Source organism: Nonomuraea sp. NPDC049378, from assembly GCF_055586745.1.
The window spans coordinates 112,421-138,410 of record NZ_JBVJHP010000002.1; the positions used below are offsets into that span (position 1 = coordinate 112,421).

The following is a 25,990-nucleotide window of genomic DNA, read 5'->3' on the forward strand; positions in this document are numbered from 1 at the left end:
CGGGCGGGCCTACCCGAATCCGCCTGGAATCTTCGAGCCGCGGCGCAGCGCCGCGAGCCTAGACCTTCGAGCCGCGGCGCAGCCCCGCGACGAGGCCGACGCCGACGACCGCGAGCACGACCTGCATCACCAGTTCGATCCAGTCGATGCCAGATGTCGTCTCCACGCCGAGCACCTGCGCGAGCAGCGTGCCCAGGAGAGCCGCCACGATGCCGACGACGATGGTGAGGATCCAGCCGATGGCCTGCCTGCCGGGAAGCAGCAGGCGGCCGATTGCGCCAATCACGGCACCGATCAGGATGGCGCCGAGGATGGACTGGATTGTCATGACACAAACCTCCCCGTGAGGGTGATCGGTTCACTCCCACGGGGTGCTCGCTACCCGATCTACCGCGATTATGCGCAGATATGACGAACGAGCAGGTCAGGCCTAGGTTCTTCCGGTACGGCCGGAGCGCCCGATCCCCATGCGCGTCACGAGGAGCACGCCCACGACCGCCAGCACGAGCTGGAGGATGTGCTCGATCCAGTCGATGCCCTTCGTGTCGGCCCAGCCGAACGCCTGCGCGATCAGCGTGCCGATCAGGGCGGCCACGATGCCGACGATGAGAGTCAGGCCGATGGACATCTTCTGCTTGCCGGGCACCAGCAGCCTGCCGAGCGCCCCGATTATGGCGCCGATGACTACTGCCGAAACTATCGCGCCGATCATGTGTAGCTCCCCCCGAGACGTTCACATGTCTCCGGACAGACCTACCCGTTGAACAGGCAAACTACCCAAAAAAGGAAGGCGGCGGTCCGTACCGCGCCAGTGACGAACCGCCGCCTTCGGACTTCGGCGGGCTTGGCGACGACCCGCCGGGACACCCTCACGCGTCCCTGCGTAAGACGCCCGGCGTTCAGGAAAGGTTGACCACCAGCGCGGTGGCGAACGCGGCGATGCCCTCGCCGCGGCCGGTCAGCCCAAGCCCGTCAGTGGTGGTGGCGCTCACGCTCACCGGCGCGCCGACCGCGGCGCCGAGCGCCTTCTCGGCCTCGGCGCGGCGCGGCGCGAGCTTCGGCCGGTTGCCGATCACCTGGATGGCGACGTTGCCGATCTCGTAGCCGGCGGCGCGCACCTGCCGCGCGGTCTCCTCGAGCAGCGCGGCGCCCGACGCTCCGGCCCATCGCGGGTCGGACGTGCCGAACAGCCGGCCCAGATCGCCGAGACCGGCGGCGGACAGCAGCGCGTCGCAGGCCGCGTGTGCGGCGGCGTCACCGTCGGAGTGGCCGTCGAGCCCGGTCTCGCCCGGCCAGTGCAGGCCGGCGAGGTTGAGCTCGCGCCCGGAAGCGAACGGGTGGACGTCGACTCCGACGCCCACCCGTGGAAGATTCGTAATCAGGAGTTGAGAACCTCGTCGAGAAGGGCCTCAGCCTTGTCCTCATTGGTCTTCTCGGCCAGGGCCAACTCGCTGACCAGGATCTGGCGCGCCTTGGCGAGCATGCGCTTCTCGCCCGCGGACAGCCCGCGCTCGCGGTCTCTCCGCCACAGGTCCCGAACCACCTCGGCGACCTTGTTCACATCGCCGGAGGCGAGCTTCTCGAGATTGGCCTTGTAGCGACGAGACCAGTTGGTCGGCTCTTCGGTGTGCGGCATCCGAAGGACGTCGAAAACTCGCTCAAGGCCTTCCTGGCCGACAACATCGCGCACGCCGACGAGTTCTGCGTTTTCTGCTGGCACCTGGACGGTAAGGTCGCCCTTGTCGACCTTGAGCACCAGGTAGGTCTTTTCCTCACCCTTGATGGATCGCGTCGTGATTGCTTCGATCCGAGCAGCCCCATGGTGGGGGTAGACGACAGTGTCGCCGACCTGGAAAGTCATGTGACAAGTACCCCTTCCGCTGTACTCCAGGGTACCACGCATCCACAGCCTCCCGGAACAGTGAAATCCTCATAACTGCAGGTCAAAGCCGCATATTGGGGCTTGACAAGTGCTCAACTGTATGAATCTCATTTGCGGACATAGCGAATGACCTGCGGGGGTGCGGATATGACCATGCATTCAGGTCGATAAGGTGGGCGCGGCTCATGCGCATGCGCGAGACATGCGGGTGAGCCTCACACACGCATGCGCAAGACCAAGGAGAACCCGCCCGTGACCAGCAGTCGCTGGATTGTCGTAGCCGCCGCGTTCTTGGCAGCCCCCGTGCTCGCGGGCTGCGGGGCAGGATTCGACGCCACCACCAACCAGCCGTACGCCCCCAACGAGGCGCAAGTGTTGATCGAAAAGGGTGCATACGGCATGCGCGGCATTCACATCCCGCAGGCGTTCATCCTCGGCCCCGACCCCGGGGCGCAGCTCGCCTGGCGCGGCTCCGCCCCCGTCTACCTCAACATCCTCAACAAGTCGGACGCACCTGACACCCTGGAGAAGGTCTCCGCAGGGGGCATGGGCGAGGCCAAGGTCACGGCCCCGATCCAGCTTCCCGTCGGCCAACTCGTCAACACCGGCAAGCCCACCCCGCAGATCATGCTCGAGTCGATCCCCAAGAGCCTCAGAGGCGGCGAGAGCATCAAGCTGGACCTCCAGTTCGCCAAGGCCGGCGTCGTGTCCATGAACGTGCCTGTGGTCACGCGCAGCCGCGAGTTCCAGGACTACCCGCCGGCTCCCAACGCCACCCCCGCGCCCACGCCCACCCCGACGCCCTCCGCGACCGCGGAGGAGGGGCACTAGACACGCGAAAACCCCTGTTCCGGTACGCGAGACGTACCGGAACAGGGGTTTTCAGCTTTCGACGGCGTCGAACTTGTAGCCAAGGCCGCGCACGGTCAGGATGCAGCGCGGGTTGGACGGGTCGGATTCGATCTTGGCGCGCAGGCGCTTGACGTGGACGTCGAGGGTCTTGGTGTCGCCCACGTAGTCGGCGCCCCAGACCCGGTCGATGAGCTGGCCCCTGGTCAGGACGCGCCCCGCGTTGCGCAGCAGCACCTCCAGCAGCTCGAACTCCTTCAGCGGCAGCTGCACCTGCTCACCGCGCACGGCGACGACGTGGCGGTCGACGTCCATGCGTACGGGTCCGACGGCCAGCACGGCCGTCTCCAGCTCCTCGATGACGTCTCCCTGGCGGCGCAGGACCGCGCGGATGCGGGCCACGAGCTCGCGGGAGGAGAACGGCTTGGTGACGTAGTCGTCGGCGCCCAGTTCGAGGCCGACGACCTTGTCGATCTCGCTGTCCTTGGCGGTCAGCATGATCACCGGCACCTTGGAGCGCTGGCGGAGCGAGCGGCACACCTCCGTGCCGGGCAGGCCGGGCAGCATCAGGTCGAGCAGCACCAGGTCGGCGCCGTTGCGGTCGAAGGTGTCGAGCGCCTCGGGCCCGGTCGCCGCGACCGACACCTCGAAGCCCTCCTTGCGGAGCATGTAGGACAGGGCGTCGGAGAAGGACTCCTCGTCCTCCACGACAAGCACTCGAGTCATTTGGCGGCCTCCAGGGGAATCGAGGGTGGTACTGCCACCGCCGTGCCGCCGAAGGCGGGCAGGCGGAGCGTGAAGGTGGAGCCGGACCCTTCCTTGCTCCAGACGGTCACCTCGCCCGCGTGCGCGGCGGCGACGTGTTTGACGATGGCGAGGCCGAGGCCGGTGCCGCCGGTCGCGCGCGATCTGGCCGCGTCGACGCGGAAGAACCGCTCGAAGATGCGCTCCAGGGCCTCCTCCGGGATGCCGATGCCCTGGTCGCTCACGCTGATCTCGACGGAGTCGCCCGCGGGCCGCACGCTGACGACGACCCTCGTGTGCTCGGGACTGTAGCCGACGGCGTTGTCGATCAGGTTGCGCAGTGCGGTGACGAGCAGGTCGTCGTCGCCCCAGATGCGCAGGCCCGAGGTGCCGCCGGTGACGAGCGCGATGTCCTTGGCCGCGGCCCTGGTGTTGCAGTGGTCGACGGCGTCGTTGACGGCCTCGTCGATCGAGACCTGGCCGGGGGTGGGGATGGGTTCGGCGCCCTGGATCCGGCTGAGCGTGATCAGGTCCTGGACGAGGTAGTTGAGCCGGGCGGCCTCCAGCTGCATGCGCCCGGCGAAGCGGGTGACCGCCTCGGGGTCTTCGGCCGCGTCCTGGATGGTCTCGGCGAGCAGGCTCAGCGCTCCCACCGGGGTCTTCAGCTCGTGGCTGACGTTGGCGACGAAGTCGCGGCGCACGGCCTCCACCCTGCGCCGCTCCGTCTGGTCCTCGGCCAGCACCAGCACCTGGCCGTGGGAGCCGAGCGGCGCCACGCGGACGGCGAAGCTCGTGGTCTCCTGGCCGAACTTGTGCCCCGCGACGTCGATCTCGCTCTCGCGGATCTCGCCGTCGCGGCGGACCTGCCTGGCCAGCGCGAGCAGCTCGGCGGCCATCAGCCGCTCGCCCTTGACCAGCCCGAACGCCCGCGCCGCCGAGCTGGCGCGCAGCACGCGGTCGTGCGCGTCGAGCACCACGGCGGAGGACGGCAGGACGGCGAGCACGGAGGCCACCCCCTGCGGCAGCGCCGCACCCGTCTCCACGCCGTCGTTCGCGGCCGTGCGGCTCGGGGCCTCGATCTGGTTGCGGTAGAACAGGACCGCCAGGGCGCCCACGACGAACCCGGCCAGGGCCGCGAAGCTCATGGCCATCTCACTCATGTCTCCGATGGTAGGTCGCCTTTTCTGCAGGACAGACCCCCTCATCAGGGGATGAACATGCCTTTCCTGGAAAGTTCATCTGAGCGTTGGAGTTCGTTCATCGTCGGCCCCGTACGGTGACGGCATGCGCGACGCGTACCACGAAGAACTTGATTCGCTGACCGACAAGCTGGTCGAGATGACCAGGCTCGTCCGCTCGGCCATCTCCCGCGCCACCACGGCGCTGCTCGACGCCGACCTCGCACTCGCCGAGAGCGTGATCTCCCGCGACGAGGAAGTGAACGCGACGTTCGCCGACATCGAGGCGTCGATCTTCGAGCTGATGGCCAGGCAGCAGCCGGTCGCGATGGACCTGCGGATGGTCATCACGGCGCTGCGCATGGGCACCGACCTGGAGCGGATGGGCGACCTCGCCGTCCACGTCGCCAAGGTCGCCCGCCTGCGCCACCCCGACTCGGCGATCCCCGCGGAGACCCGCTCGACGATCGTGGAGATGGGGCAGATCGCGGAGAACCTCGTCACCAAGGCCGGCAGCTGCGTGGCGTCCAGGGACGTGGAGTCGGCGCTGGAGCTGGAGCAGGACGACGACGCGATGGACCGGCTGCACCGGCGGTTGTTCAGGAACATCCTGGCCAAGGACTGGCCGCACGGGGTCGAGCCGGCGATCGACATCACGCTGATCGGGCGCTATTACGAGCGCTACGCGGACCACGCCGTCCGCGTGGCCGGGGATGTCGTCTATCTCGTTACGGGGTCGCGCCCGGGTTAGCCGCCCCGGGCGGCGTCGCAGGAGCGCCGCCGCCCTCGGCCGGGAGAGGTCAGCGGCCCTGGTTGGCGACGGCTTCGATGGCCGCCTTGGCCGCCTCGGGGTCGAGGTAGCGGCCGCCCCGCACCGCCGGGTTGTAGTCGGCGTCGAGGTCGTAGACCAGCGGGATGCCCGTCGGGATGTTGAGGCCGGCGATCTCCTCGTCGCTGACGCCGTCGAGATGCTTGACCAGGGCCCGCAGGGAGTTGCCGTGGGCCGCCACCAGGACCGTGCGGCCGGCGGCGAGGTCGGGGACGATCTCGTCGTACCAGTAGGGGAGCATGCGCTCGACGACGTCCTTCAGGCACTCGGTGCGGGGCATGAGCTCCGAGGGGAGCAGGGCGTAGCGCGGGTCGCCGGCCTGGGAGAACTCGTCGTCGTCGGCGATCGGCGGCGGGGGGGTGTCGTAGGAGCGGCGCCAGAGCATGAACTGCTCCTCGCCGAACTCCTCCCTGGTCTGCGCCTTGTTCTTGCCCTGCAGGGCGCCGTAGTGGCGTTCGTTCAGCCGCCAGCTGCGCTTGACCGGGAGCCAGAGCAGGTCGGCCGCCCCCAGCGCCAGCTGGGCCGTCTGGATGGCCCTGGTCAGCAGGCTGGTGTGGACGACGTCCGGGCGGAGCCCGGCTTCCTGGAGGAGCTTGCCGCCCCGGCGTGCCTCGTCTTCGCCCTTGGCCGACAGGCTCACGTCCACCCAGCCGGTGAACAGGCCCTTCGCGTTCCAGTCGCTCTCGCCGTGCCGTAGCAGCACCAAAGTCGCCATACGCCCAATCCTAGGGGCGCTCCGACCTGGCCGGGTCGGCGAAGCGGGCGAAGGCCTGCAGGTTGGCCAGCGACTCGCCGCGCTTGGCCCGCCACTCCCACTCGCGCCGGATCGACGAGGCGAAGCCCAGCTCGAGCGCCCGGTCGAACCAGTCGTCCGCGTAGGTCAGCACGCAGCCCAGCAGCCGGTCGATCTCGTCCTCGTCGACGGCGGCCAGGGGGACGCGGCCGACGAGGTGGACGTCGCCGACGGGGTCGAGGGAGAAGTGCACGCCGTACATCGTGCCGTTCTTGCCGAGCAGCCAGCGGTAGAACTCGGCGTGGTTCTCGTCGGGCCTGCGGCAGAAGAACGCCTCGACGTGCAGGACCGTCTCCCCGACGATCAGCCAGGTCATGGTGGCGAGCTTGTGCTGCCCGGGCAGTCTGACCAGGAACGCCCCTGGTCGCGGCTCGTCGTAGGTGACGTCCGCGGCCTTGAGCGCGGCTTCGACGACATCGCGCATGCAGCCCAGCATAGGCGGGCCAGAACAATGTACGGGTGCTAGAGGTTCACGGCCACGGGCGTCTTGTGCAGATTCGCCACGGCGGCCGCGTACACCTCCATGAGCCGTGCGGCGGTGGCCTGCCAGCCGAAGGCGGCGGCGTGGGCGCGGGCGCCCCGCGAGAGCTCGTCGCGGCGGCGCGGCGCGGTGACGAAGCGGCGCAGCGCTCCCGCCCAGACGGCCGGGTCATGGCCGTTCACGAGCACGCCGGAGACGTCGTGGCGCACGGCGGTACGCAGCCCTCCCACGGCGGCGGCGGCCACGGGGGTGCCGCAGGCCTGGGACTCCAGGGCGACGAGGCCGAACGACTCGCTGTAGGAGGGCACCACCGTCACGGACGCGGCCCGGTACCAGTCGGCCAGCTCCTCCTGCGCGACCGGCGGCACCAGGCGTACGACGTCGGCGATGCCCAGCTCGGCCGCCAGCTCGGCGAGGACCGACGGACGGGCCAGGCCGTTGCCGGACGGGCCGCCCACGCAGGCGACCACCAGCCGGTCACGCAGCGACGGGTCGTCGATGAGCATCCTGGAGGCCGCGCGCAGCAGGACGTCGGGCGCCTTGAGCGGCTGGATCCTGCCGACGAACAGCAGCACGTGCGCGTCCTGCGGCAGCCCCAGCCGGCGGCGGGCGGCGCCCTGCGAGGCGGGGCGGAAGACGGCGAGGTTGACGCCGGGGTTCACGACGGCGACGCGCTGCTCGGCGGCGCCGTACAGGTCCATGAGCTCGCGCGCCTCGTCGGCGGTGTTGGCCACCAGGCGGTCGGCGATCTCCACGACCTGTTCCTCGCCCACCACCCTGGCCTGGGGTTCCGGCTTGTCGCCCTGGGCGAGCAGCAGGTTCTTGACCTTGGCCATGGTGTGCATGGTGTGCACGAGGGGCACGCCCCAGCGTTCCTTGGCCAGCCAGCCGACCTGGCCGGACAGCCAGTAGTGGGAGTGGATGACGTCGTAGCGGCCGGGGTCGTACATGGCCTCGGTGCGCAGGACCTCCGACAGGAACGCGCAGAGCTGGCCGGGCAGGTCGCTCCTGTCCATCTCCTCGTACGGGCCCGCGGTGAGGTGCCGTACGAGGACGCCGGGGGCGAGCTCGGCCACGGGCGGCAGGTCGCGGGCGGTGGCGCGGGTGAAGATCTCCACCTCAACACCGGCCTGGGCCAGCCGTTTGGCGGATTCAACGATGTACACGTTCATCCCGCCGGCGTCGCCCGTGCCGGGCTGGTCCAGCGGCGACGTGTGCATGCTGATGGTCGCGACCCGGTGGACCCGTCGTCGCCTCACTCGACACCACCTCCGAACAAATGACAACCCACCAGATTTTTGCGACATTCCCGACACTTAGTCACAGTCGGGGTACAACTCCGGCAGACCTGCCCGCCGACGCGGACCAGCGGGACTGGCAGGATGAGGGGCATGCGCAGAACAGCCGTGGTGACGGGCGCCAGCAGCGGGATCGGGGAGGCGACCGCCCGCCGGCTCGCCGGCGAGGGCTACGACGTGGTGGCGGGCGCGAGGCGCCGCGACCGCCTGGACAAGCTGGCCGCCGAGGTCCCCTCGATCACGCCGGTGACGCTCGACGTGACCTCCCAGGAGTCGGTCGACGCGCTGGCGGGCGCGCTCGACCGCTGCGACGTGCTGGTCAACAACGCCGGCGGCGCGCTCGGCCTCGAACCGGTGTCCGGTGCCCGGCTGGACGACTGGCAGCGGATGTACGACACGAACGTGCTCGGTTCCCTGCGCATGACCCAGGCGCTGCTGCCCCGGCTGATCGAGTCGGGGGACGGCGTGCTGGTCATGCTCACCTCGACGGCGGGCCTGGTGTCGTACGAAGGCGGGGGCGGCTACTGCGCGGCCAAGCACGCGCAGACGTCGATGGTCGAGACGCTCCGCCTCGAACTGGTCGGGCAGCCGGTGCGGATCGTCGAGATCGCGCCGGGCATGGTGCGCAGCGAGGGGTTCGCGGTCACCAGGTTCCGCGGCGACGAGGCGGCCGCGGCCCGCGTGTACGAAGGCGTGCCCGACCCGCTGACCTCCGACGACGTGGCCGACGCGATCGCCTGGACCGTGACGCGCCCCGCCCACGTGAACGTCGACCGCATGGTCATCCGCCCCCGCGCCCAGGCGGCGCAGCACAGGATCCACCGCGTCGGTGGCTGAGGCCGTCCGCGCGGCGGCCGGCTGATGGGCAGGTCCCCCGCCCGCAGGCCGGTCGGGGCGATCACGAGGGGAACGACCGGGCACAACCGGCTGCGGCGCTCCGACCGCTGGGTCGCGGCCGTGCACGGCGGGCTGCTGCGGGCCGCGAGCCGGCCGCTGGTGGTCGACCTCGGTTACGGCGCCTCCCACACCACGACGCTGGAGCTGTTCAGGCGGTTACGACAGGTGGCGCCGCGGGTCGAGGTGGTGGGCGTCGAGATCGACCCGGCGCGGGTGGCGGTGGCGAAGCCGTACGAGCGGGAGGGGCTGACGTTCCGGCTGGGCGGCTTCGAGCTGCCCGTGTCGCGCCCGCCGACGCTGGTGCGGGCGTTCAACGTGCTCAGACAGTACGAAGAGGCCGAGGCCTGGCGCTACTGGGACGTGCTCCGCGACGGGCTGGGTCCGGGCGGCGTCCTGGTCGAGGGCACGTCGTCGGAGAACGGGCGGCGCGCGGTCTGGGCCGGGGTGTCCAGGGAGGGGCCGGGGACGATCACCTTCTCCGCCCGGTTCGACGCCTTCGAGCAGCCGTCCGACCTGGCCGACCGGCTGCCCAAGACCCTCATCCACCGCAACGTACCGGGTGAGCGGATCCACGCGTTCCTGCGGGACTTCGACCACGCGTGGGCGGTGAGCGCCGCGTACGGGGCTCATGGGAGGCGGCAGCGGTGGCTGGCCGCCGTGCGCGTCCTGGCCGGGTCATGGCCGGTGCCCCTGCGGCCGCCGCTCGGCGGGCCCGCACGGTGGCGGCTCGGCGAGCTGACGTTGCCGTGGTCGGCGGTCGATCCCCGCTAGAGGTTCACAGCAGGGACGCGAACGCGGCGTAGGCCCTGTCGTCGAACAGCACGAACCGGACATCCGCCACGGACGTCTCGGCCTCCCGCACGGCTTCCATGGCGATCCGCGCCGCGTCGTCGACGGGCCAGCCGTAGATGCCGGTGGAGATCGCCGGGAAGGCCACGGAGCGCGCCCCGAGCGAGTCGGCCACGCGCAGCGACTCGCGGTGGCAGGAGGCCAGCAGCCCGGACCGGTCCTGCGACCGGGAGTGGACCGGCCCGACCGTGTGGATCACCCACCGGGCGGGCAGCCGGCCCGCGGTCGTGGCGACCGCCTGCCCGGTCGGCAGGCCCTTGCCGTAGCGGGAGGCGCGCAGCCGCCTGCACTCGTCCAGGATCTCCGGCCCGCCGCGCCGGTGGATGGCGCCGTCGACGCCCCCGCCGCCCATGAGGGAGGAGTTGGCGGCGTTCACCACCGCGTCGGTCTCCTGCTCGGTGATGTCGCCGAGGACCAGCGTGATCTCCACCCTTCCGAGGGTGCCATGCGATGGGCGGCCGCCGCCAACCGCGGCCGCCGGACTGGCTAACCTCGTGGGGCATGACCCTCGTCAAGTCCGTGCTGCTGTTCGTGCTGGCCGCGCTCGCCGAGATCGGCGGCGCGTGGCTGATCTGGCAGGGGGTGCGCGAGCAGCGCGGCGCCGTCTGGATCGGCGCCGGGATCGTCGCGCTCGGCCTGTACGGCTTCGTGGCCACGCTGCAGCCGAACGCGGACTTCGGGAGGGTCCTCGCCGCCTACGGCGGGGTGTTCGTGGCGGGCTCGCTGGGCTGGGGCATGGTGGTCGACGGGTTCAGGCCCGACCGCTGGGACGTCGCCGGCGTGCTGATCTGCCTGCTGGGCGTGGCGGTCATCATGTACGCCCCCCGCGGCTGACGTACCGTCGCCAGGAGGCAGGAGGATCGCGCGGCCCCGAATGCCAGCTCGACAGGTTGTAGAGCTAGTCTGAAGGGCGTGAAGGGTCTTGGCGAGCTTGAGCGCAGCATCATGGACATCCTCTGGGCGCAGAGCAGTGCGCTGACCGCCCGCGAGGTCGGCAGGCTCATCGCCGACCGCGATCTCGCCCCCACGACGGTGATGACGGTGCTCGACCGGCTCACCCGCAAGGGCTTCCTCGAGCGCACCCGTGACGGCCGCGCGTGGAGATATCAGCCGGCGGAAAGCCGCGACGCGTACATCGCTGAGCTTATGCTGGAGGCATTGGACATGACGGGTGACCGATCGGCCGCCCTGACCCGTTTCGCCCAGGCTGTGTCGGGCACGGAGGCGGAGATCCTGCGCAGAGTCCTCACGGAGCTGGAGGAAGAGTGATCACGGCAGCGGTGCTGGCGGCGCTCGCCATGGCGTGCGCGGTCGGCTCCTGGCGTTTCACCACGGCCCGCTGGACCTCACGGGCTCCACGGCTGGCCGTCATCGTCTGGCAGTCGCTCGGCGTGGCGTGGGGGCTGGCGACGACCGGCGCCATGCTCGCCTACGCCGTCCAGCCCTACGGCACGGGAGTGCTGCAGGGGCTGATCGCGTTCGGGCGGGGCGAGACGCCGCCGCAGGCGTGGGACGCGCTGCACGTGCTCGCCCTGATCGCGGGCCTCACCGCGCTGACCGTGCTGGTGGTGGTGCTCATCACGGCGGGCGTGCAGGCGCTGCGGGCCCGCCGGCGCCATCGCATGCTGCTGGCGCTGATCTCCCGCGACGACCCGGGTGTGCCCGGCGTGCGGGTGCTCGACCATCCGAGCGCCGCCGCCTACTGCGTGCCGGGGCTGCGTTCGCAGGTCGTGGTCAGCGAGGGCGCGCTCAAGCTGCTGTCGGAGGGCGAGCTGGCGGCCGTGCTGGCCCACGAGTCGGCGCACGTACGCGAGCGGCACGACCTGGTGCTGCTGCCGTTCGCCGCGCTGCGCAGGGCGCTGCCCTGGTCGAAGGTGGTGGCCGACGCGCAGTCGCAGGTGGAGCTGCTCATCGAGATGGCCGCCGACGACCGGGCCCGCCGCTACTGCTCGCCGCGCAGGCTGGCGACGGCGCTGCTGCGGTTCGGCACGGCGGAAGCCATGCCGACGCCCCAGGGCATGCTCGGCGTGCACGCCCAGCACGTCATGGCGAGGGTCGACCGCCTGATCAAGCCGGGTCCCGAGCTGGCCGCGCCGGCCCGCTACGGGTTCATCGCGCTCTCTGTGAGCTTGCTCACCGCCACGCCGTTCCTGTGGGTCATCCAGCTCTAGTGCTTGCTGGAGTTAATCACCGCGTTTGCAATTGCAAGCAGCGCGAGGCAGAATGCAGGCATGGCACTACCCAAGGTCGGCTCGATCGGCGAGTACATCCGCGAGCAGCGGCAGCAGGCGAAGATCTCGCTTCGCCAGCTGGCTGAGGCCGCGGGGGTCTCCAACCCCTATCTCAGCCAGATCGAGCGCGGGTTGCGCAAGCCGAGCGCGGAGATTCTCAACCAGATCGCCAAGGGTCTGCGCATCTCCTCGCAGGCGCTCTACGTGCAGGCGGGCCTCATCGAGGACCGCGAGCCGCCGAGCGATGTGATCACCGCGATCAGGGCCGACCCGCTTCTCACCGAACGGCAACGCCAAGTGCTGATCGATATCTACGAGTCGTTCCGCAAGGAGGCGCCCGCCGGGGACGAGCAGACCTCCCAGAATGCTCACCCCCGGCGCGACGCCGAAACGGACGACGATCCGCTGCCCGAGGAGTTTCTCGCCGCTCTTGAGCCCTACGCGGCGCCCTCCGGCAACGGCAACGTCACCCAGGAAACCAAGGAAGGTTAACCCATGACGCTCGCCACCGAGGTCAAGAAGCTGACCGAGTCCAAGCCGTTCTACGCTGTCGCGGGTGTCGGCGACTACGCCGTCGAGAAGCTGCGCGAGCTGCCCGAGCAGCTGCAGAAGCTGCAGTCGCGCCGCTCCGAGTTCACCCAGGACCTCCCGGTCAAGGCCCGCGCGTTCACCCAGGAGCTTCCCGTCAGGGCCCGCGAGGTCGCCGACAGGGCCGAGGGCCTGGCCAGAGAGCTGCCCGAGAAGGCCCGCGGCTACGCCGACCAGCTGACGCACAAGGCCACCGAGGTCTACGACGACTTCGCCACGCGTGGCCGCAAGGTCGTCAGCAAGGCGTCCGGCGAGGCCGCACTCGAGCTCGAAGAGGTGTCGGAGGCCGCCGAGCCGGCCGTCGCCGAGCCCGTCCGGCCGGCCAGGAAGACCCGCACCACCAAGGCCAAGGCCTGACCCAGCGAAAGGCCCGCCTCCATGGAGAGGCGGGCCTTTCCTCTTTCTGGGTGCCCGCGCGCCGGGGGCGCCTATTAGGCTGAAGCCGATTTCCTCGCGGCGTATAGGCGGAGCCAACGAATATGAATCTGATCAACGGTGTGTTCAACCTCCTCTTCCTGGTGCTCGCCGCTGCCATCTTCGGCATGTCGGTCTACGCGCTCGTGCACGCGCTGCGCGTCCCGACGAACGCGTTTCTCTCTGCGGGCAAACTGAAGAAGAACCTCTGGCTGCTGATCCTCGTGCTGGCGACGCTGTTCTCCGCGGGAGGCGCGTGGGGCTACTTCACCACCTTCATGATCGTCGGTGACAGGCAGTTCCTCGGCATCGGCATCGGCATCTTCTCGATCGCGGCCGTGATCGCGGCCACCGTCTACATCGTCGACGTGAAGCCGGCCGTCAAGGGCATGGGCGGCGGGCGCGGCGGCAACGGCCCCTACGGCCCCTGGTAGTCAGGCCAGCTGGGCCGCCAGCCAGGCGGCGATGCGCTCGTGCCCGGCGGCCGTGGGATGCACACCGTCGGGCAGCACCGCCTCCGGCGGCCAGCGCGCGGCCATCGGGTCGAGGAAGGCCACATCCTCGCGCCTGGCCACCTCCGCCAGGGCGTCGCGCACGGCGTACGCCTTCGCGGGCGGGACGTCCAGCCAGATGGGGCCGACCATGACGATCCTGGTGTCAGGCCAGTGCCCGCGCACGGCGTCGAGCAGCCGCTCGGCGGCCCGCCCCACGCGCGCCGGCCCCCAGCGCCGGTCGTTGTGGCCGCCCGAGATGACCAGCACGTCAGGGGCCGGCCGCCACGACAGCTCCACCTCGAACGAACGCTGGAACGAGCGCCCCACCCGCCCCTTGCTGAGATAGCCCGTGCCGCCCGCGCCCGCGATGACCGGCTGCCAGCCCAGCAGGCGCGCGGTCTCCGCCGCGTACGTCTTCCATCGCGGCACCGGACCCGACCCCACGGTGAAGCTGTCACCCACGAACATCACGACCGGCGTGGCCGGCCGCACGACGGGCGTGGCGGGCACGAGCGGCGGGGTGGCCTCCGCGCCGGCGTTGCACCCGCTCAGGAACGCCGTGCCGAGGCCCGCCAGCGCGACGACCCGTACGGCTCGGGAACGATGCGTCAGGCCGCGCATGACCACCTCTGAGGGCTAGGCTGCCGATATGACCCACGACCTCCACGGGCGGACGCAACGACTCGAACTGTCAGACCAGGATCTTCGCGACTTCGAAGCCGTGGTGCTGGAGTCGTCGCCTGAGGGGATCGTGCTGAGCAGGTCGGCATTCTATCCGGGTGGCGGCGGCCAGCCGGCGGATCACGGCGTTCTGCTCTGGCAAGGGGTGGAGACCCGCATCGTCGGGGTGCGCAAGGGCGGCGACCTCCACCTGATCCCGGCGGAGGGCGACCCCGTGCCGCCGGCCGGCACGGTGGTCAGGGCGGCGGTGGCCGACGAGCGCCGCTCTGCCCTCATGCGCACCCACTCGGGGCTGCACGTGTTGTGCGGGGTGGTGTTCCGTGACTACGGCTGCCTCGTCACCGGCGGCAACATGGACGAGCTGACCGCCCGGATGGACTTCAACCTGCCCGAGGTGCCTCCGGGGTTCAAGGAAGCCGTCGAGGACGCCTGCAACGCCGAGATCGTCGCCGACCGGCGCATCGACGTGCGCGTGCTGCCCCGCGCCGAGGCGTTCGCCATCCCCGACATCATCCGCACGGCCACCAACCTGGTGCCCGAGACCGTGCAGGACGTGCGGGTCGTCGACATCGTCGGCCTCGACACCCAGGCCGACGGCGGCACCCACGTGGCCTCCACCAAGCAGATCGGTCACATCAAGGTCGCCAAGATCGAGAGCAAGGGCCGCGGCTTCCGCCGCCTGCGCATCCAGATCTCCAGCTAGCCGATCTCCACTCAGCCGATCTCCACGGCGAGGCCGTCGAGCAGCCGGGCCAGCCCGAACTCGAAGAGCCGGTCGAGCTTCAGGTCGAAGTCGCCGCCCATCTCGGCCAGCGTGCCGAGAAAAGCGGGATAGCGGCCGGACTCGGCGATCGCCAGCACGCGGGCCTCCTGCCCGCTCATCCATTCGGCGTCGGTCATCCCGGTGTCGGCCCGTGCCTGCAGTTCCATGTCGAGGTTGGCCGCGATGCCCTGGACGTAGCTGTGCATCAGGACGACCACGTACATCCTGCTCGTGGCGTCGAGGCTGTCGCCCAGCTCCGCCAGTGCCCATTCGGTGTGGCTGAGCAGGGCGGGCGAGGGCAGCGGCCGGGTGAGGGGGGAGGTCCTGGCCATCCACGGGTGTTTGCGGAAGGCCGCCCACTGCAGGCGCGCGGACGTCTCCAGGCGGGCCCGCCAGCCGTCCGGGGCCTCCTCGGGCAGCGGGAACTCCCCGACCGCCGCGTCGATCATGAGTGTGAGCAGGTCGTCCTTGCCGCTCACGTGCCGGTAGAGCGACATCGTGGCCATGCCAAGACGGCCCGCGACGGCGCGCATGGTGAGCTCGGACAGCCCTTCGGCGTCGGCGATCTCGATGGCCACACGCACGATGCGCTCGCGGGTCACGTCATGTCCTGGCGGCGCGGGCCGCTCCGCCCGTCCTGAACGTCCGGAGGGCCGCCCATCGCGCGGCTCCGCCCTCGCACGCCCGCGCGGCTCCGCCACGACCGTGCCGACGCGCGGCTCCGCGACCACCACCCCTTCCCTGGCCAGCAGGGCGAGCGCCTTCGAAGCGGTCGCCAGCGCCACCCCCCAGTCCCTGGCGAGCTGCCTGGTGGACGGCACCCGCTCTCCCGGACGCAGCGTGCCGTCGGCCACGCGCTGCTGGATGTCGGCCGCGATGCGCGCGTGGGGAGGAGTGGTCATCGGATCTCCTGTCCTAGTACAGATCTTCCCAGCATAGCCTTGTGAACAGCTGTATGTACTGCGTACATTCACATCGCGTACGTCGTCAACAGCACAAGGGAGCACTGGCATGAAGGTTCTGGTTTCCGGCGCGAGCATCGGCGGGCCCGTCCTCGCCCACTGGCTGCGGCGATACGGCTGCGACGTGACGGTCGTCGAGCGGGCGCCCGCCCCCCGCAAGGGCGGACAGGCGGTCGACATCAGGGGCGCGGCCATCACGGTGATCGCGAGAATGGGCCTCCTCGACCAGGTCAGAGCCCGGAGGACGACCATGCGCGGCATGTCCATGGTCGACGGCGACGGCAACGAGATCATGCGCAGCACCGAGGGCACGCTCAGCGGCGGCAGCTTCGACAGCCCGGACGTCGAGATCACGCGCGACGACCTGAACGAGGTCCTCCTCGGCGCCACCGACGCCGGCTACCGTTACGGCGACTCGATCGTCGCCCTCGCCCAGGACGCCCGGGGCGTGGACGTGACGTTCGAGAGCGGCGAGCAAGGGCGCTACGACCACGTGTTCGGTGCGGACGGCCTGCACTCCAACGTCAGGCGCCTGGTCTTCGGCGAGGAGTCGCGGTTCGTCCACCACCTCGGCACGTACATCTCCTTCTTCACCGCCGACAACTTCCTCGGCCTCGACCACTGGCAGACCTGGCACAACGAGGACGGCATGGGAGCCGCGCTCTTCAACGACCACGACCCCGCCGTCATGCGGGTCGGCCTGGGCTTCTCCGCCGGCCCGATCGCCTACGACCACCGGGACACCGAGCGGCAGAAGCAGCTCGTCCAGGAGCGCTGCTCGGCCATGCGCTGGGAGGGGCCACGGCTGCTGGAGGCCATGTGGAAGGCCGACGACTTCTATTTCGACGCGATGGCCCAGGTGAAGATGGAGCGCTGGTCGGCGGGGCGGGTCGCGCTCGTGGGCGACGCCGGCTACTGCCCCTCGCCGATGTCGGGGCAGGGCACGAGCCTGGCCGTCGTGGGGGCGTACGTGCTGGCTCAGGAGCTCGCCGGCAACCCTGAGACGGCCTGCGACCGGTACGAGGAGCGCATGCGCCCGTTCGTCGCCCGGAATCAGGAACTCGCCACGGAGAACCCCGGCCAGGGCGCCGCGCCGGAGAGCGTTCAGCGGGCGGCTACCAGCATCACGCTGGACTAACAGGTCCGAACCGATACGATTTGCCGCCATGACGGGTATCAGGCTCACGATGGCAGCCCTCGCGGCCACCACTCTGACGTTGACCGCAGCCCCCGCCATGGCGGCGGAGGCCGGGATCACGGACGAGGTGACGATGACCCTCGGCAAGGACGGCACCCTGCACGTGGTCGAGAAGATCACGGGGGCGTCGGGGGGGCTCAAGCGCACGTTCATCACCAGGACCCGGTACGACGACGGCAACGACCGGCTCTACCAGATCTCCAACGTCAAAGGCGGCACGTACGCCGACGGCGTGCTCACCGTGACGGGCGGGACGGTCGAGTACGACGTCAAGGGCGCGGTGACGCCGTCGGGCAACGTCGAGGAGCTGCGCTGGTTCGCGGTGAACGGCTGGAACCAGCAGGTCGCCAAGGCGACGGTCAAGGTGAGCGGCCCCGGCCAGGTGCAGAACCTGTCCTGCTTCGCCGGCGAGCTGACCTCGGCGATCGGCTGCACCTCGGCGTCCATGGACCACACGGCCACCCAGGCGGACTTCGAGCAGGAGAACATCGCGCCGGGCGACGCGCTCACCGTGGTCGTCGGATACCCGAAGGGCTCCAGCACCGGGACCCCCATCCTGGAGAAGCGGTTCTCGCTGGCCGCCGCGTTCACCCTCGACCTCGTCACGGGCGGCGCCCTGGCCGCCCTGCTGGTCCTGCTGCTCGGCGGGTTCGGCCTGCTGTACTGGACCCGGGGCAGGGACGCCAGGGTCGTCGACCACGAGAAGGACTCCGTCAATCCTGTGCAGAACGGGCATTTCGCGCCGCCGGACGGGGTGCGTCCCGGCCAGATCGGCACGCTCGTCGACGAGCAGGCCGACGTGGTCGACGTGACGGCCACGATCGTGGACCTTGCGGTCCGCGGCTACCTGCGCATCGACGAGCAGCCCCGCCAGACGTACGACGCGCCCGACTGGATGCTCGTCAGGCTGCCCAGCGCGCCCGTCAACGCGCTCCTGCCGTACGAGCGGGCGCTCTACGACGCCATCTTCGACGGCCGTGACGCGGTGCTGCTGTCCCAGCTGTCCGGCTCGTTCACCAGCCACCTGGGCGAGGTGCGCGACGCGCTCTACGCGGACGTGGTCGAGCAGGGCTGGTTCGCCCGCCGCCCCGACACCGAGCGCACCAGGTGGACGACCATCGGCCTGGTGCTCATCGGCGCCGGCCTGCTGTCCACGGTGGCGCTGGCCTGGTTCACGACGTACGGGCTGCTCGGACTGGCACTGATCATCGCGGGCGGCGCGCTGGCCGTCGGCGGGCAGTACATGCCGGCCAAGACCGCCAAGGGCTCGGCGGCCCTGGCGCACACCATGGGCTTTCGCGAATATCTCTTCTCCGGCGAGTTGGGCGACGTGCCCGAACAGCACAGGGTGGAGCTGTTCTCCCGCTACCTCCCCTACGCCGTGATCTTCGACGGGGTGGAGCACTGGTCGCGCGTGGTGGCCTCGGTCACCGGCAACGGCCACCAGTCGGACAACCTCTACTGGTATCACGGCCCCGCCGAGTGGGACCTGTCCAAGTTCGCCGGCTCGATGCGCACGTTCACCACGACGACCTCCGGCGCCATCTCCGCCAGCCGCCAGTTCCGCACGCTCTGACGCGTACCGGGCCGCGCACGCTCTGGCGGCGTGCCGGATCGCCACCTGCCTCAGCGCAGGCGGACCCGCAACTCGCCGACCGGGCGGCCGCCGCCGAGCACCGCAGGAGCGCCCAGCTCGGCCAGGTCGGGCGCGTCGAGGCCGAGCGAGCGCAACGCCGCCACGGTGACGGCCACGCGGGCGCGCTGCGAACCGTCCTCGACCTTGACGGTGCCCGCCCGCCCGTCCTCGAACACGAACGCGTCGAACGCCTCCGCCCCCGCCTTCACCATGAGCCCGGGCAGCGCCCGCATGAGCGTGGCCTCGGGGCGGCCGGTGCCGGAGGTCCACTCGGGGTGGGCGCGCATCGCATCGAAGATCCTGCGTTCGTACGAGTCGGGAGACGACAGCGCGTACGCACGGAACGCCTTGGTCACCCCGAGCATCGAGACGTAGTGCAGCGGCGCCCCGCACCCGTCCACGCCGGTGGCCGCGATCCGCTCCCCGGTCAGCTCCTCCACCGTCTCGCGGATCGCACGCTGCAGCGGGTGCCTGGGTTCCAGGTAGGTCTCCGTCGGCCAGCCGTTCGCCACGCAGGTGGCCAGCATGGCGGCGTGCTTGCCCGAGCAGTTCATGTGGACGCGGCTCCGCTCGGTCACCGTCCTGTCGAACGGATGGTCCTCGGGGCAGCGCAAGGCCGTCTCCTCAAGCCCCGCCCCGGCGAGGATCTTCATGACGCCGTCGACGTGGAACGGCTCGCCCGAGTGGGAGGCGCAGGCCAGCGCGAGCAGCTCGCCCTCCAGCTCCAGGCCCGCGCGGAGCATGCCGAGCGCCTGCAGCGGCTTCAACGACGAGCGCGGCGAGGCCGGGACGTGCACCGCGCCGCGCGTCTCGATCAGGCGCCCTTCGGCGTCCACGGTCAGCATGCGCGCCTGGTGCGCGGACTCCACGAACCCCGACCGGACGACTTCCACAACCACCGACATGTCGCGACCCCTTTCTGGACGAGTCTACGGATGGTTCTTCCTGGTCCAGAATGGATGTCCATGCGAGCAGTCGTACAACGAGTGAGTTCGGCATCGGTGGAGGTCGACGGGCGGACGGTGGGGGCGGTCGCCGAGCCGGGCCTGCTCGTCCTGGTGGGCGTCACCCACACCGACACGCGCGCCGAGGCGGCCAGGCTCGCCGCCAAGCTGTGGGGCCTGCGCATCCTGCACGGCGAGAAGTCCTGCTCCGACGTGTCGGCGCCGCTCCTGGTGATCAGCCAGTTCACGCTGTACGGCGACGCGCGCAAGGGCCGGCGGCCCACCTGGCAGGCCGCGGCCCCAGGACCGGTCGCCGAGCCGCTGGTGGAGGCCGTCGTCACCGAGCTGCGCGCGCTGGGCGCCCACGTGGAGACGGGGATCTTCGGCGCCGACATGAAGGTGTCGCTCGTCAACGACGGCCCGATCACGCTCGTGCTGGAGGTCTGAGAGCCTCAGCCTCCCGAGCGGCGGACCCGCCGACGTCCGGGGTTCAGCGGATCCGGCGGCGCAGCGACGGGTCGATGGTGACGTTGCGGCCCGCGTCAGGCGGCACGATGATCTCCTGCGTGGCGGCCACCCCGCCGGCCAGCAGCGGCGCGTCCACCGGCACGGTGCGTTTGACCACGGCCAGCGCGATCGGGCCGAGCTCGTGGTGGCGCGCCGCCGTGCCGACGACGCCGATCTCCTGGCTCTCGAAGATCACCGGGGCGCCGTGCGGGGGCAGCGTGTCGACGCTGCCGTCGAGGTGGAGGAAGACCAGGCGGCGCGGCGGATGCCCCAGGTTGTGCACGCGTGCCACGGTCTCCTGGCCGCGGTAGCAGCCCTTGGTCAGGTGGACGGCCGCGCCGATCCAGCCCACCTCGTGGGGGATGGTCTTGTGGTCGGTCTCGAACCCCAGCCGCGGCCGGCCCGCCTCGATCCTGAGCGCCTCATAGGCCCACAATCCGGCCACCGGCCTGCCCAGGTGCTCGGGCAGCTCGGCCCGCGGCACCAGGAAGTCCTCGCCGACCGTGGACAGCACGGCCAGGTCGTCGACCCGCGACACCTCGACGCGCAGCATGAACCGCATCCGGTCGAGATAGTCGATCAGGCTCTGGGCGGTGCCCGGCTCGACGTGGGCGAGCACGCTCTCGCCGTCGTCGACCAGTGTCAGGTGGTGCTGGACGCGGCCCTGCAGGTCGAGGTCGAGCGTCTGGGTCCATTCGCCGGGGGTCAGCGCGTCGAGCTTCTGCGAGGTCAGGTCGTTGAGCCATTTCAGCCGGTCGGCGCCCGAGACGCGGATCACCTCGCGGTTGCTGCGGTCGACGACCGCCTCGCCCTTGGCCAGCGCGCGCTGCTCGGCGAACAGGTCGCCGTAGTGGGCGGCTACGTCGGAGTCCGGCTCGTCGGCGGCGACGGCGCCGGGAAGGTCGAGCAGAGGGCTACGCATGCCCTCCAGGCTATCGGCAGTTGCGGCAGCGCCCGAAGACGGTCAGGTGGTGCACGTCGGCGACGAACCCCAGCTCCTCGTCCAGCCCCTTGACCAGCCCGTCGGCCATCTCGGGACGCACCTCGATCACCTCGTCGCAGCCCCGGCACACCAGGTGCACGTGGTCGGCCTCGGCGGCCAGGTGGTAGGTCGGCGCGCCGTGGCCGAGATGGGTGTGGGTGACCAGGCCGAGCTCTTCGAGCAGCTCCAGCGTGCGGTAGACCGTCGAGATGTTGACGCCGCGGGCCGTTTCACGGACCTTGCCGCAGATCTCCTCCGGTGTGGCGTGCATCAGCTCCTTGATCGCCTCGAGGACGAGCTGGCGCTGGGGAGTCACCCGGTAGCCCTTGGCGCGGAGTTGCTCGTGCCACTGCGTCTCCGTCATGTCCCGAGTGTAAGGCGCGTGGCCGCTGGCTGCGGGCGGACGGCCGGACGGGGCCGGACGATATTCGCTTGCCCCTTCCGAGCCGGAGCACATAGCTTCGTTGGTACGCGGAAAGGAGGTGGTCCAAACAATGGTGATTCATAGTTGGGCTAGCGAGGTGGTTGTCCGCTAGCGCTGCGGACTTGTTGTCTCGTGGCGTTCGCGAATACGAGACAACCACCGGGGCCCCTGGCAGCCGGAGGGCGGGATGTGTCATCCCGACCATGGTCCATCCGGCCCGCCTGCTCGGCAGGCGGAGCGTCGCCCGGGGCCCTTCTTCATGTCCGGACCCGGTTCGCCCGGGTCAGTGCGACCCCCGGGCCGGGATGCCCAGCTTGTCGCACGCGTCGCGATAGAGGCGGACGACGGCCATCCGCACCTGGGAGCGCTCGGTCAGCGTCTCGCCCCACGGCACCCGCACCCGCTCGCCGCCGTCCACCGTGAACTCGATGCCCTCGGCGTCGACGTCGCTCGTCACGGCGGTGGTCGCCTCCGGCCGGCCCGCGAGCCCGCGTACGATGATCAGCGCGTCGTCGGGGTGGTCGTCGTTCATGTGACTCTTGATCGCCTGAACGGCGGCGGGAGTGAATGGCGTGCTCATCGCCTCAAGCTACCTTCTTCAGCTCGGCGGACATGTGGTCCGTGAGCGGGTGTCCGACGGCGGCCATCTCGTAAGCCCACATGAGGTTGCCGTTGACGAGCCCGTAGAGCCGGTGACCCGCGGTGTACTCCTTCGCCGAGGAGGTGCGCGCGACCACGTCGGTGTACAGCTCGATCTTGTTGAAGACGACCTCCCCGAGGTAGATCTCGACGATGCCGGTGGGGTGCGACAGCACCACCTCGACCTGCCTGTCGGGCTGCGGCCGCCAGTAGCCCGACTCCGTGGCCAGCGGCCTGACCCGGTTGCCCGCGTCGTCGAGCAGCCACGTGCGGCTCACGTACGTCAGGAACGGCTTGCCGTTGTGCCCGAACTCGATCTCCTGCCCGAAGTTGAAGCTCTCGATCGTCGGATAGCCGCCCACGCCGGCGCCTTCCCACCGCCCCAGCAGGAACGCGATCGGCTCCAGGTCGGGGTGCACCTCAGGTTCTTCCATGCTCGGTAGTTTAGGGTGACGGGCATGGCACGATCTCTGGTGATCAAGGTGACCGCGGGAGCCGACGCGCCCGAGCGCTGCAACCAGGCGTTCACGGTGGCGGCCGCCGCGCTCGCGAGCGGGGTCCCCGTTTCCCTCTGGCTGACCGGCGAGGCGTCGTGGTTCGCGCTGCCGGGGCGGGCCAAGGAGTTCAGCCTGCCGCACGCCGCGTCCCTCAGCGACCTGCTCGACGCCGTGCTGGCCGGCGGCCGGGTGACGCTCTGCACGCAGTGCGCCGCCCGCAGGGAGATCACCGTCGACGACCTCATCGACGGGGTGCGCATCGCCGGGGCTCCGGCGTTCGTCGAGGAGGCGGTCGCCGAGGGCGCCCAGGCCCTCGTCTACTGACCGCTGCCCGCGGGGAGCGGCTCGCCGGTCTCCAGCAGGGTCTTGAGGCTGGAGACCAGCTCGGGCCAGCCTTCGCTGACGGCGTCGCGCACGACGCTGTCCGGCGGGAAGCCGCCGTGCACGACGGTCAGCTTGACCATCTCGCCGGCCTGCTCGACCTCGAAGGTCACCGTTGACCTGGGCTCCGCGGCCATCGCGGCGCGGCTCTCGCCGCTCAGGCCGACACTTTCCGCGAACTCGGGCGTGAAGGTGTGCCAGGTGTAGGCCAGCCGGCGCGGCGGGTCGGCCTCCAGCACGACCTGTCCGGGGTCCTTGATCGTGACGCCGAGCTGTTTCCAGGTCACGGCCGATCCGGCCGTCCAGTCCGATTCGAGCTCGACGCCCCAGTAGCGCTTGGTGAAGGCGGGCTCGGTCAACGCCTGCCAGAGGCGTTCTGGCGTGGTCCTGATGTATGTCGTGTAGACGAAGTCGTGGCTCGTCACGGGGGTGTCCTCCAATGCCGTCTTGAGGTCGGTCAGGGCGCCGGCCCGGTGGCGGTCGTACCTGTTGATCCAGCGGTCGGCGAGCGCGTTGATCGGCACGGCGTTGAGGTAGTGCAGCTTCTCCCGGCCGCGCCACACCGTGGTCACCAGGTTGGCCGCCTCCAGCACGGCCAGATGCTTGCTGACCGACTGCCTGGCCATGTCGAGCTCGGCGCACAGCTCGCGCAGGGTCTGCCCGCTGCGCGCGTTGAGACTGTCCAGCAACCTGCGCCGGCCGGGGTCGGCCAGCGCCTTGAACACCTCGTCCATGTTCCGCCGCCCCACATTCATGCAGCCCGTTGGCTGCCTTTTTACGATAGGCAGCCAACGGGCTGCATGTCAATGGCCGAGCACGCGGCGCAGCGCCCTCAGGACGGAGGTCAGCCCGGCAGGACGGCCGCGAGGCGTTCCTGGCGGAGGGCTTCGTAGCGGGAGTCGTCGAGCGGCGCCAGATCGCCCACGCACCACGACAGCAGCAGGTCGGCCAGCGCCGGGTTGCGGGCCAGGGCGGGCCCGTGGAGGTAGGTGCCGACCACGTGCCCGGTGTAGCAGCCTTCGAAGCCGTCACCGTTGCCGGTGCCCACCAGCGTCTTGGACAGGGGCTTGACCCCCGGACCGAGGTGGGTGACGCCCATGTGGTTCTCGAAGCCGGTCAGCGTGGGCAGGTTGAGCGCGGCGTCGACCTCCGCCACCAGCTCGCCCACCGCCCGCGCGGGCCCGCGGGAGCTGGAGAGGTCGAGCAGCCCGATGCCGTCCACCGGCTGGCCTTCCTCACCGCCGAACGTGCTGCCCATGATCTGGTAGCCGGCGCAGACCGCCAGCAGGACCGCGCCGCCGGCGATGGCGCGGTGCAGGCCGCCGTCCCTGCGCAGGCGCTCGGCGGCCAGGATCTGGGGGCGGTCCTCGCCGCCGCCGATGAGGTAGAGGTCGCCGGTCTCCGGGACCGGATCGGCCGAGCGTACGTGGACCGTCTCCGTCTCGATGCCCCGCAGCTGCGCCCGCCGCTCCAGGACGAGCACGTTGCCCTGGTCGCCGTAGGTGCTCAGCAGGTCAGGGTAGATCCAGACGATACGCAGGGCGCTGTCAGACGGCACGACCGAACTCCGATCGGATCTGCTGGAAGGCGGTGTAGTTGGCGATCACGTCGACCCGGCCGGGCGGCTGCATGGCCAGCGCCTCGGTGAACGTGTCGCACAGCATGAACGGCACGTCGGCCACGTCGAGCCGGAGCGCCAGGTCGAGGCGGCGCTGGCCGGTGACGAACACGGGCCGGCCGCGCAGGATGCGGTAGTCGACGTCCCACAACCACGAGGTGTCGCGGCCGTCGGGACCTTGGGCGTTGACCGACAGGATGATCGGCAGCTGCGGGTCGGCGACGTCGAACGCCTCCAGCCAGCCCGCCGGGTTCTTCGACAGCAGCAGCCGCGCGTAGCGGCCGTCACGCTCGACCGTGGTGTAGCGTCCAGCGACCGAGGTGACCTCGCGCAACCGGGGCAGCGCCCGCTCCACCGGCACCCCGAACGCGTCGGCCACCGCCAGCGCCATCACGGCATTGGAGCGGTTGGCCGCGCCGGGCAGCTGGACGTCGAGCAACCACCGCTCGCCGTCAGGGCCGACCGCCATGTCGTCGTCGACCGCCCACTGCGGCTCCGGCCGGTGGAACGTGCACTCGCGGCACGCCCAGTCGGCGTCCTTGCGGTCGAGCGGGCCGCCGCACTCGGGGCAGCACCAGGAATCTTCCTTCCACCGCTGGCCCCCGGCGACCCAGGTGACCTTGGCGGCCGTGGAGGCGCCCCAGGTGACGAGCGGGTCGTCGCAGTTGGCGATGACGTGGGTGGGCTTGCCCGACAGCGCCCTGCGCCACTTCTGCGCGAGCAGCCAGATCTCGGCGGCGCGGTCCATCTGGTCGCGGCTGAGGTTCATCAGGCAGACGACGCCCGCCCCGGTGGTGTCGAGCACCTCGGGCAGGTATTTCTCGTCGACTTCGAGCACGCCGTAGGGGGCGCCCTTGTGCTGGGAGAGCGCCGAGACGTGGCCGGCCGGCATGTTGGCCCCGAACGCGTTGGTGGCCACCTCTCCGAGCTCCAGAAGCGCCGAGGTGACCAGCCTGGTCGTGGTCGTCTTGCCGTTGGTCGCGCTGATCAGCGCCAGCTTGCGGTCGCGGGCCAGCTTGCGCAGCAGGTCGGGCTCGAGCAGCAGCCCGACCCGGCCGCCGATCACCGAGCCGTCACCGCGCCCCGTCATCCTGGACAGCGTGGCGGCACTGCGGCCCAGGGCACTGGCGAGCTGCGCCCGCAGAGGAAGCTGGGTCATGTGCATGGATCCTAGTCGTGGTTGGCCCCTTCGCCCGCCCACGCGGCGGAAAACGCGGCCCGGCAGCACACC

Annotated in this window: 35 protein-coding genes; 15 read left to right on the forward strand and 20 right to left on the reverse strand. The window is 70.5% G+C overall.

Annotation, left to right across the window (positions count from 1 at the left end):
• Positions 1–58: 58 nt before the first annotated feature.
• The 4 genes from ACZ6SA_RS05300 to ACZ6SA_RS05315 all read right to left on the reverse strand — a co-directional run bounded on the left by ACZ6SA_RS05300 (position 59) and on the right by ACZ6SA_RS05315 (position 1,861).
• Positions 59–328 (reverse strand): GlsB/YeaQ/YmgE family stress response membrane protein, encoded by a 270-nt coding sequence (locus tag ACZ6SA_RS05300; protein ID WP_347649687.1) that lies wholly within the window; start codon positions 326–328, stop codon positions 59–61.
• Between the two features lie 102 nt (positions 329–430).
• The gene (locus ACZ6SA_RS05305; RefSeq protein WP_347649688.1) at positions 431–712 is read right to left on the reverse strand and encodes a GlsB/YeaQ/YmgE family stress response membrane protein; all 282 of its coding nucleotides are present in this window, start codon (positions 710–712) and stop codon (positions 431–433) included.
• Positions 713–899: 187 nt separating this feature from the next.
• Entirely contained in the window at positions 900–1,361 is a 462-nt protein-coding gene (gene ispF, locus ACZ6SA_RS05310; RefSeq protein WP_132606794.1) for a 2-C-methyl-D-erythritol 2,4-cyclodiphosphate synthase, read from the reverse strand.
• 17 nt (positions 1,362–1,378) lie between these two features.
• On the reverse strand, positions 1,379–1,861 hold the full coding sequence (locus ACZ6SA_RS05315) for a CarD family transcriptional regulator (RefSeq protein ID WP_020544658.1): 483 nt from the start codon (positions 1,859–1,861) through the stop codon (positions 1,379–1,381).
• 273 nt (positions 1,862–2,134) lie between these two features.
• On the opposite strand from ACZ6SA_RS05315, the gene ACZ6SA_RS05320 reads away from it, so the two are divergent.
• On the forward strand, positions 2,135–2,713 hold the full coding sequence (locus tag ACZ6SA_RS05320; protein WP_347649689.1) for a copper chaperone PCu(A)C: 579 nt from the start codon (positions 2,135–2,137) through the stop codon (positions 2,711–2,713).
• Between the two features lie 51 nt (positions 2,714–2,764).
• Here ACZ6SA_RS05320 and ACZ6SA_RS05325 read toward each other — a convergent pair whose 3' ends face one another.
• On the reverse strand, positions 2,765–3,457 hold the full coding sequence (locus tag ACZ6SA_RS05325; protein WP_132516891.1) for a response regulator transcription factor: 693 nt from the start codon (positions 3,455–3,457) through the stop codon (positions 2,765–2,767).
• Positions 3,454–4,626: a sensor histidine kinase gene (locus ACZ6SA_RS05330; protein ID WP_347649784.1), complete on the reverse strand. Its 1,173-nt coding sequence runs from the start codon at positions 4,624–4,626 to the stop codon at positions 3,454–3,456. Before ACZ6SA_RS05330 ends, ACZ6SA_RS05325 begins: the two co-directional genes overlap by 4 nt.
• A gap of 133 nt (positions 4,627–4,759) precedes the next feature.
• On the opposite strand from ACZ6SA_RS05330, the gene phoU reads away from it, so the two are divergent.
• Positions 4,760–5,404, forward strand: a complete 645-nt coding sequence (phoU, locus tag ACZ6SA_RS05335) for a phosphate signaling complex protein PhoU (RefSeq protein ID WP_347649690.1) — start codon at positions 4,760–4,762, stop codon at positions 5,402–5,404.
• A 49-nt stretch (positions 5,405–5,453) separates the two neighbouring features.
• Here phoU and ACZ6SA_RS05340 read toward each other — a convergent pair whose 3' ends face one another.
• Genes ACZ6SA_RS05340 through mshA form a run of 3 tightly spaced genes read right to left on the reverse strand, consistent with a single transcriptional unit; the run spans position 5,454 to position 8,015 of the window.
• The gene (locus ACZ6SA_RS05340) at positions 5,454–6,197 is read right to left on the reverse strand and encodes a phosphoglyceromutase (protein ID WP_347649691.1); all 744 of its coding nucleotides are present in this window, start codon (positions 6,195–6,197) and stop codon (positions 5,454–5,456) included.
• A 10-nt stretch (positions 6,198–6,207) separates the two neighbouring features.
• Positions 6,208–6,699, reverse strand: coding sequence for a type III secretion system chaperone family protein (locus tag ACZ6SA_RS05345; RefSeq protein WP_132516897.1), 492 nt, complete (start codon positions 6,697–6,699; stop codon positions 6,208–6,210).
• A gap of 38 nt (positions 6,700–6,737) precedes the next feature.
• Positions 6,738–8,015, reverse strand: coding sequence for a D-inositol-3-phosphate glycosyltransferase (mshA, locus tag ACZ6SA_RS05350; protein ID WP_465826740.1), 1,278 nt, complete (start codon positions 8,013–8,015; stop codon positions 6,738–6,740).
• 132 nt (positions 8,016–8,147) lie between these two features.
• Here mshA and ACZ6SA_RS05355 point away from each other — a divergent pair, with 132 nt between their 5' ends.
• A complete protein-coding gene (locus tag ACZ6SA_RS05355; RefSeq protein WP_347649693.1) occupies positions 8,148–8,891 on the forward strand; it encodes an SDR family NAD(P)-dependent oxidoreductase in 744 nt (247 codons plus the stop codon).
• A 24-nt stretch (positions 8,892–8,915) separates the two neighbouring features.
• Positions 8,916–9,722, forward strand: coding sequence for a class I SAM-dependent methyltransferase (locus tag ACZ6SA_RS05360; protein WP_347649694.1), 807 nt, complete (start codon positions 8,916–8,918; stop codon positions 9,720–9,722).
• Between the two features lie 4 nt (positions 9,723–9,726).
• On the opposite strand, the gene ACZ6SA_RS05365 is transcribed toward ACZ6SA_RS05360, so the two are convergent.
• Positions 9,727–10,230 (reverse strand): O-acetyl-ADP-ribose deacetylase, encoded by a 504-nt coding sequence (locus ACZ6SA_RS05365; protein WP_443154639.1) that lies wholly within the window; start codon positions 10,228–10,230, stop codon positions 9,727–9,729.
• Between the two features lie 71 nt (positions 10,231–10,301).
• Between ACZ6SA_RS05365 and ACZ6SA_RS05370 the strand changes: the two genes are divergently transcribed.
• From ACZ6SA_RS05370 to ACZ6SA_RS05395, 6 genes are all read left to right on the forward strand, one after another.
• Positions 10,302–10,634, forward strand: a complete 333-nt coding sequence (locus tag ACZ6SA_RS05370) for a YnfA family protein (RefSeq protein WP_347649696.1) — start codon at positions 10,302–10,304, stop codon at positions 10,632–10,634.
• Between the two features lie 78 nt (positions 10,635–10,712).
• On the forward strand, positions 10,713–11,069 hold the full coding sequence (locus ACZ6SA_RS05375) for a BlaI/MecI/CopY family transcriptional regulator (protein ID WP_132337141.1): 357 nt from the start codon (positions 10,713–10,715) through the stop codon (positions 11,067–11,069).
• On the forward strand, positions 11,066–11,971 hold the full coding sequence (locus ACZ6SA_RS05380; RefSeq protein ID WP_443154638.1) for a M56 family metallopeptidase: 906 nt from the start codon (positions 11,066–11,068) through the stop codon (positions 11,969–11,971). The genes ACZ6SA_RS05375 and ACZ6SA_RS05380 overlap by 4 nt, the downstream gene beginning before the upstream one ends.
• Before the next feature lie 60 nt (positions 11,972–12,031).
• Positions 12,032–12,523, forward strand: a complete 492-nt coding sequence (locus ACZ6SA_RS05385) for a helix-turn-helix domain-containing protein (RefSeq protein ID WP_347616917.1) — start codon at positions 12,032–12,034, stop codon at positions 12,521–12,523.
• A gap of 3 nt (positions 12,524–12,526) precedes the next feature.
• Positions 12,527–12,976, forward strand: coding sequence for a hypothetical protein (locus ACZ6SA_RS05390; protein ID WP_465826742.1), 450 nt, complete (start codon positions 12,527–12,529; stop codon positions 12,974–12,976).
• Positions 12,977–13,098: 122 nt separating this feature from the next.
• Positions 13,099–13,467, forward strand: a complete 369-nt coding sequence (locus ACZ6SA_RS05395; RefSeq protein ID WP_465826744.1) for a DUF2516 family protein — start codon at positions 13,099–13,101, stop codon at positions 13,465–13,467.
• Here ACZ6SA_RS05395 and ACZ6SA_RS05400 read toward each other — a convergent pair whose 3' ends face one another.
• Positions 13,468–14,148: an SGNH/GDSL hydrolase family protein gene (locus ACZ6SA_RS05400; protein ID WP_347649701.1), complete on the reverse strand. Its 681-nt coding sequence runs from the start codon at positions 14,146–14,148 to the stop codon at positions 13,468–13,470.
• 28 nt (positions 14,149–14,176) lie between these two features.
• On the opposite strand from ACZ6SA_RS05400, the gene ACZ6SA_RS05405 reads away from it, so the two are divergent.
• Positions 14,177–14,911 (forward strand): alanyl-tRNA editing protein, encoded by a 735-nt coding sequence (locus ACZ6SA_RS05405; protein ID WP_465826745.1) that lies wholly within the window; start codon positions 14,177–14,179, stop codon positions 14,909–14,911.
• 11 nt (positions 14,912–14,922) lie between these two features.
• Here the strand turns inward: ACZ6SA_RS05405 and ACZ6SA_RS05410 are convergent, their stop codons facing one another.
• Positions 14,923–15,873: a TetR/AcrR family transcriptional regulator C-terminal domain-containing protein gene (locus ACZ6SA_RS05410; protein WP_465826746.1), complete on the reverse strand. Its 951-nt coding sequence runs from the start codon at positions 15,871–15,873 to the stop codon at positions 14,923–14,925.
• Between the two features lie 109 nt (positions 15,874–15,982).
• Between ACZ6SA_RS05410 and ACZ6SA_RS05415 the strand changes: the two genes are divergently transcribed.
• Both ACZ6SA_RS05415 and ACZ6SA_RS05420 read left to right on the forward strand, forming a co-directional pair.
• On the forward strand, positions 15,983–17,071 hold the full coding sequence (locus ACZ6SA_RS05415; RefSeq protein ID WP_465826748.1) for an FAD-dependent monooxygenase: 1,089 nt from the start codon (positions 15,983–15,985) through the stop codon (positions 17,069–17,071).
• 28 nt (positions 17,072–17,099) lie between these two features.
• On the forward strand, positions 17,100–18,707 hold the full coding sequence (locus ACZ6SA_RS05420) for a DUF2207 domain-containing protein (RefSeq protein ID WP_347649705.1): 1,608 nt from the start codon (positions 17,100–17,102) through the stop codon (positions 18,705–18,707).
• A 50-nt stretch (positions 18,708–18,757) separates the two neighbouring features.
• On the opposite strand, the gene ACZ6SA_RS05425 is transcribed toward ACZ6SA_RS05420, so the two are convergent.
• Positions 18,758–19,672 (reverse strand): asparaginase, encoded by a 915-nt coding sequence (locus tag ACZ6SA_RS05425; protein WP_347649706.1) that lies wholly within the window; start codon positions 19,670–19,672, stop codon positions 18,758–18,760.
• 60 nt (positions 19,673–19,732) lie between these two features.
• Here ACZ6SA_RS05425 and dtd point away from each other — a divergent pair, with 60 nt between their 5' ends.
• Positions 19,733–20,158 (forward strand): D-aminoacyl-tRNA deacylase, encoded by a 426-nt coding sequence (dtd, locus tag ACZ6SA_RS05430; protein ID WP_347649707.1) that lies wholly within the window; start codon positions 19,733–19,735, stop codon positions 20,156–20,158.
• A 43-nt stretch (positions 20,159–20,201) separates the two neighbouring features.
• Here dtd and ygfZ read toward each other — a convergent pair whose 3' ends face one another.
• The 4 genes from ygfZ to ACZ6SA_RS05450 form a co-directional block, all read right to left on the reverse strand.
• Positions 20,202–21,140 (reverse strand): CAF17-like 4Fe-4S cluster assembly/insertion protein YgfZ, encoded by a 939-nt coding sequence (gene ygfZ, locus ACZ6SA_RS05435; protein ID WP_465826749.1) that lies wholly within the window; start codon positions 21,138–21,140, stop codon positions 20,202–20,204.
• Positions 21,141–21,150: 10 nt separating this feature from the next.
• Positions 21,151–21,564, reverse strand: coding sequence for a Fur family transcriptional regulator (locus ACZ6SA_RS05440; protein ID WP_347649709.1), 414 nt, complete (start codon positions 21,562–21,564; stop codon positions 21,151–21,153).
• A 343-nt stretch (positions 21,565–21,907) separates the two neighbouring features.
• Complete coding sequence (locus ACZ6SA_RS05445; protein WP_347649710.1) at positions 21,908–22,204, reverse strand: DUF2470 domain-containing protein; 297 nt, start codon at positions 22,202–22,204, stop codon at positions 21,908–21,910.
• Between the two features lie 4 nt (positions 22,205–22,208).
• Positions 22,209–22,697 (reverse strand): heme-binding beta-barrel domain-containing protein, encoded by a 489-nt coding sequence (locus ACZ6SA_RS05450; protein WP_347616930.1) that lies wholly within the window; start codon positions 22,695–22,697, stop codon positions 22,209–22,211.
• 24 nt (positions 22,698–22,721) lie between these two features.
• On the opposite strand from ACZ6SA_RS05450, the gene ACZ6SA_RS05455 reads away from it, so the two are divergent.
• Complete coding sequence (locus ACZ6SA_RS05455; RefSeq protein ID WP_347616931.1) at positions 22,722–23,084, forward strand: DsrE family protein; 363 nt, start codon at positions 22,722–22,724, stop codon at positions 23,082–23,084.
• Here ACZ6SA_RS05455 and ACZ6SA_RS05460 read toward each other — a convergent pair.
• The 3 genes from ACZ6SA_RS05460 to ACZ6SA_RS05470 all read right to left on the reverse strand — a co-directional run bounded on the left by ACZ6SA_RS05460 (position 23,078) and on the right by ACZ6SA_RS05470 (position 25,918).
• Positions 23,078–23,875 carry an ArsR/SmtB family transcription factor gene (locus ACZ6SA_RS05460; RefSeq protein WP_347649711.1) on the reverse strand — a complete coding sequence of 266 codons (798 nt, stop codon included), beginning with the start codon at positions 23,873–23,875 and terminating at the stop codon, positions 23,078–23,080. The genes ACZ6SA_RS05455 and ACZ6SA_RS05460 overlap by 7 nt on opposite strands.
• A gap of 110 nt (positions 23,876–23,985) precedes the next feature.
• The gene (locus tag ACZ6SA_RS05465; protein ID WP_347649712.1) at positions 23,986–24,699 is read right to left on the reverse strand and encodes a type 1 glutamine amidotransferase; all 714 of its coding nucleotides are present in this window, start codon (positions 24,697–24,699) and stop codon (positions 23,986–23,988) included.
• Positions 24,689–25,918, reverse strand: coding sequence for a Mur ligase family protein (locus ACZ6SA_RS05470; RefSeq protein ID WP_347649713.1), 1,230 nt, complete (start codon positions 25,916–25,918; stop codon positions 24,689–24,691). The genes ACZ6SA_RS05465 and ACZ6SA_RS05470 overlap by 11 nt, the downstream gene beginning before the upstream one ends.
• Between the last annotated feature and the right edge of the window lie 72 nt (positions 25,919–25,990).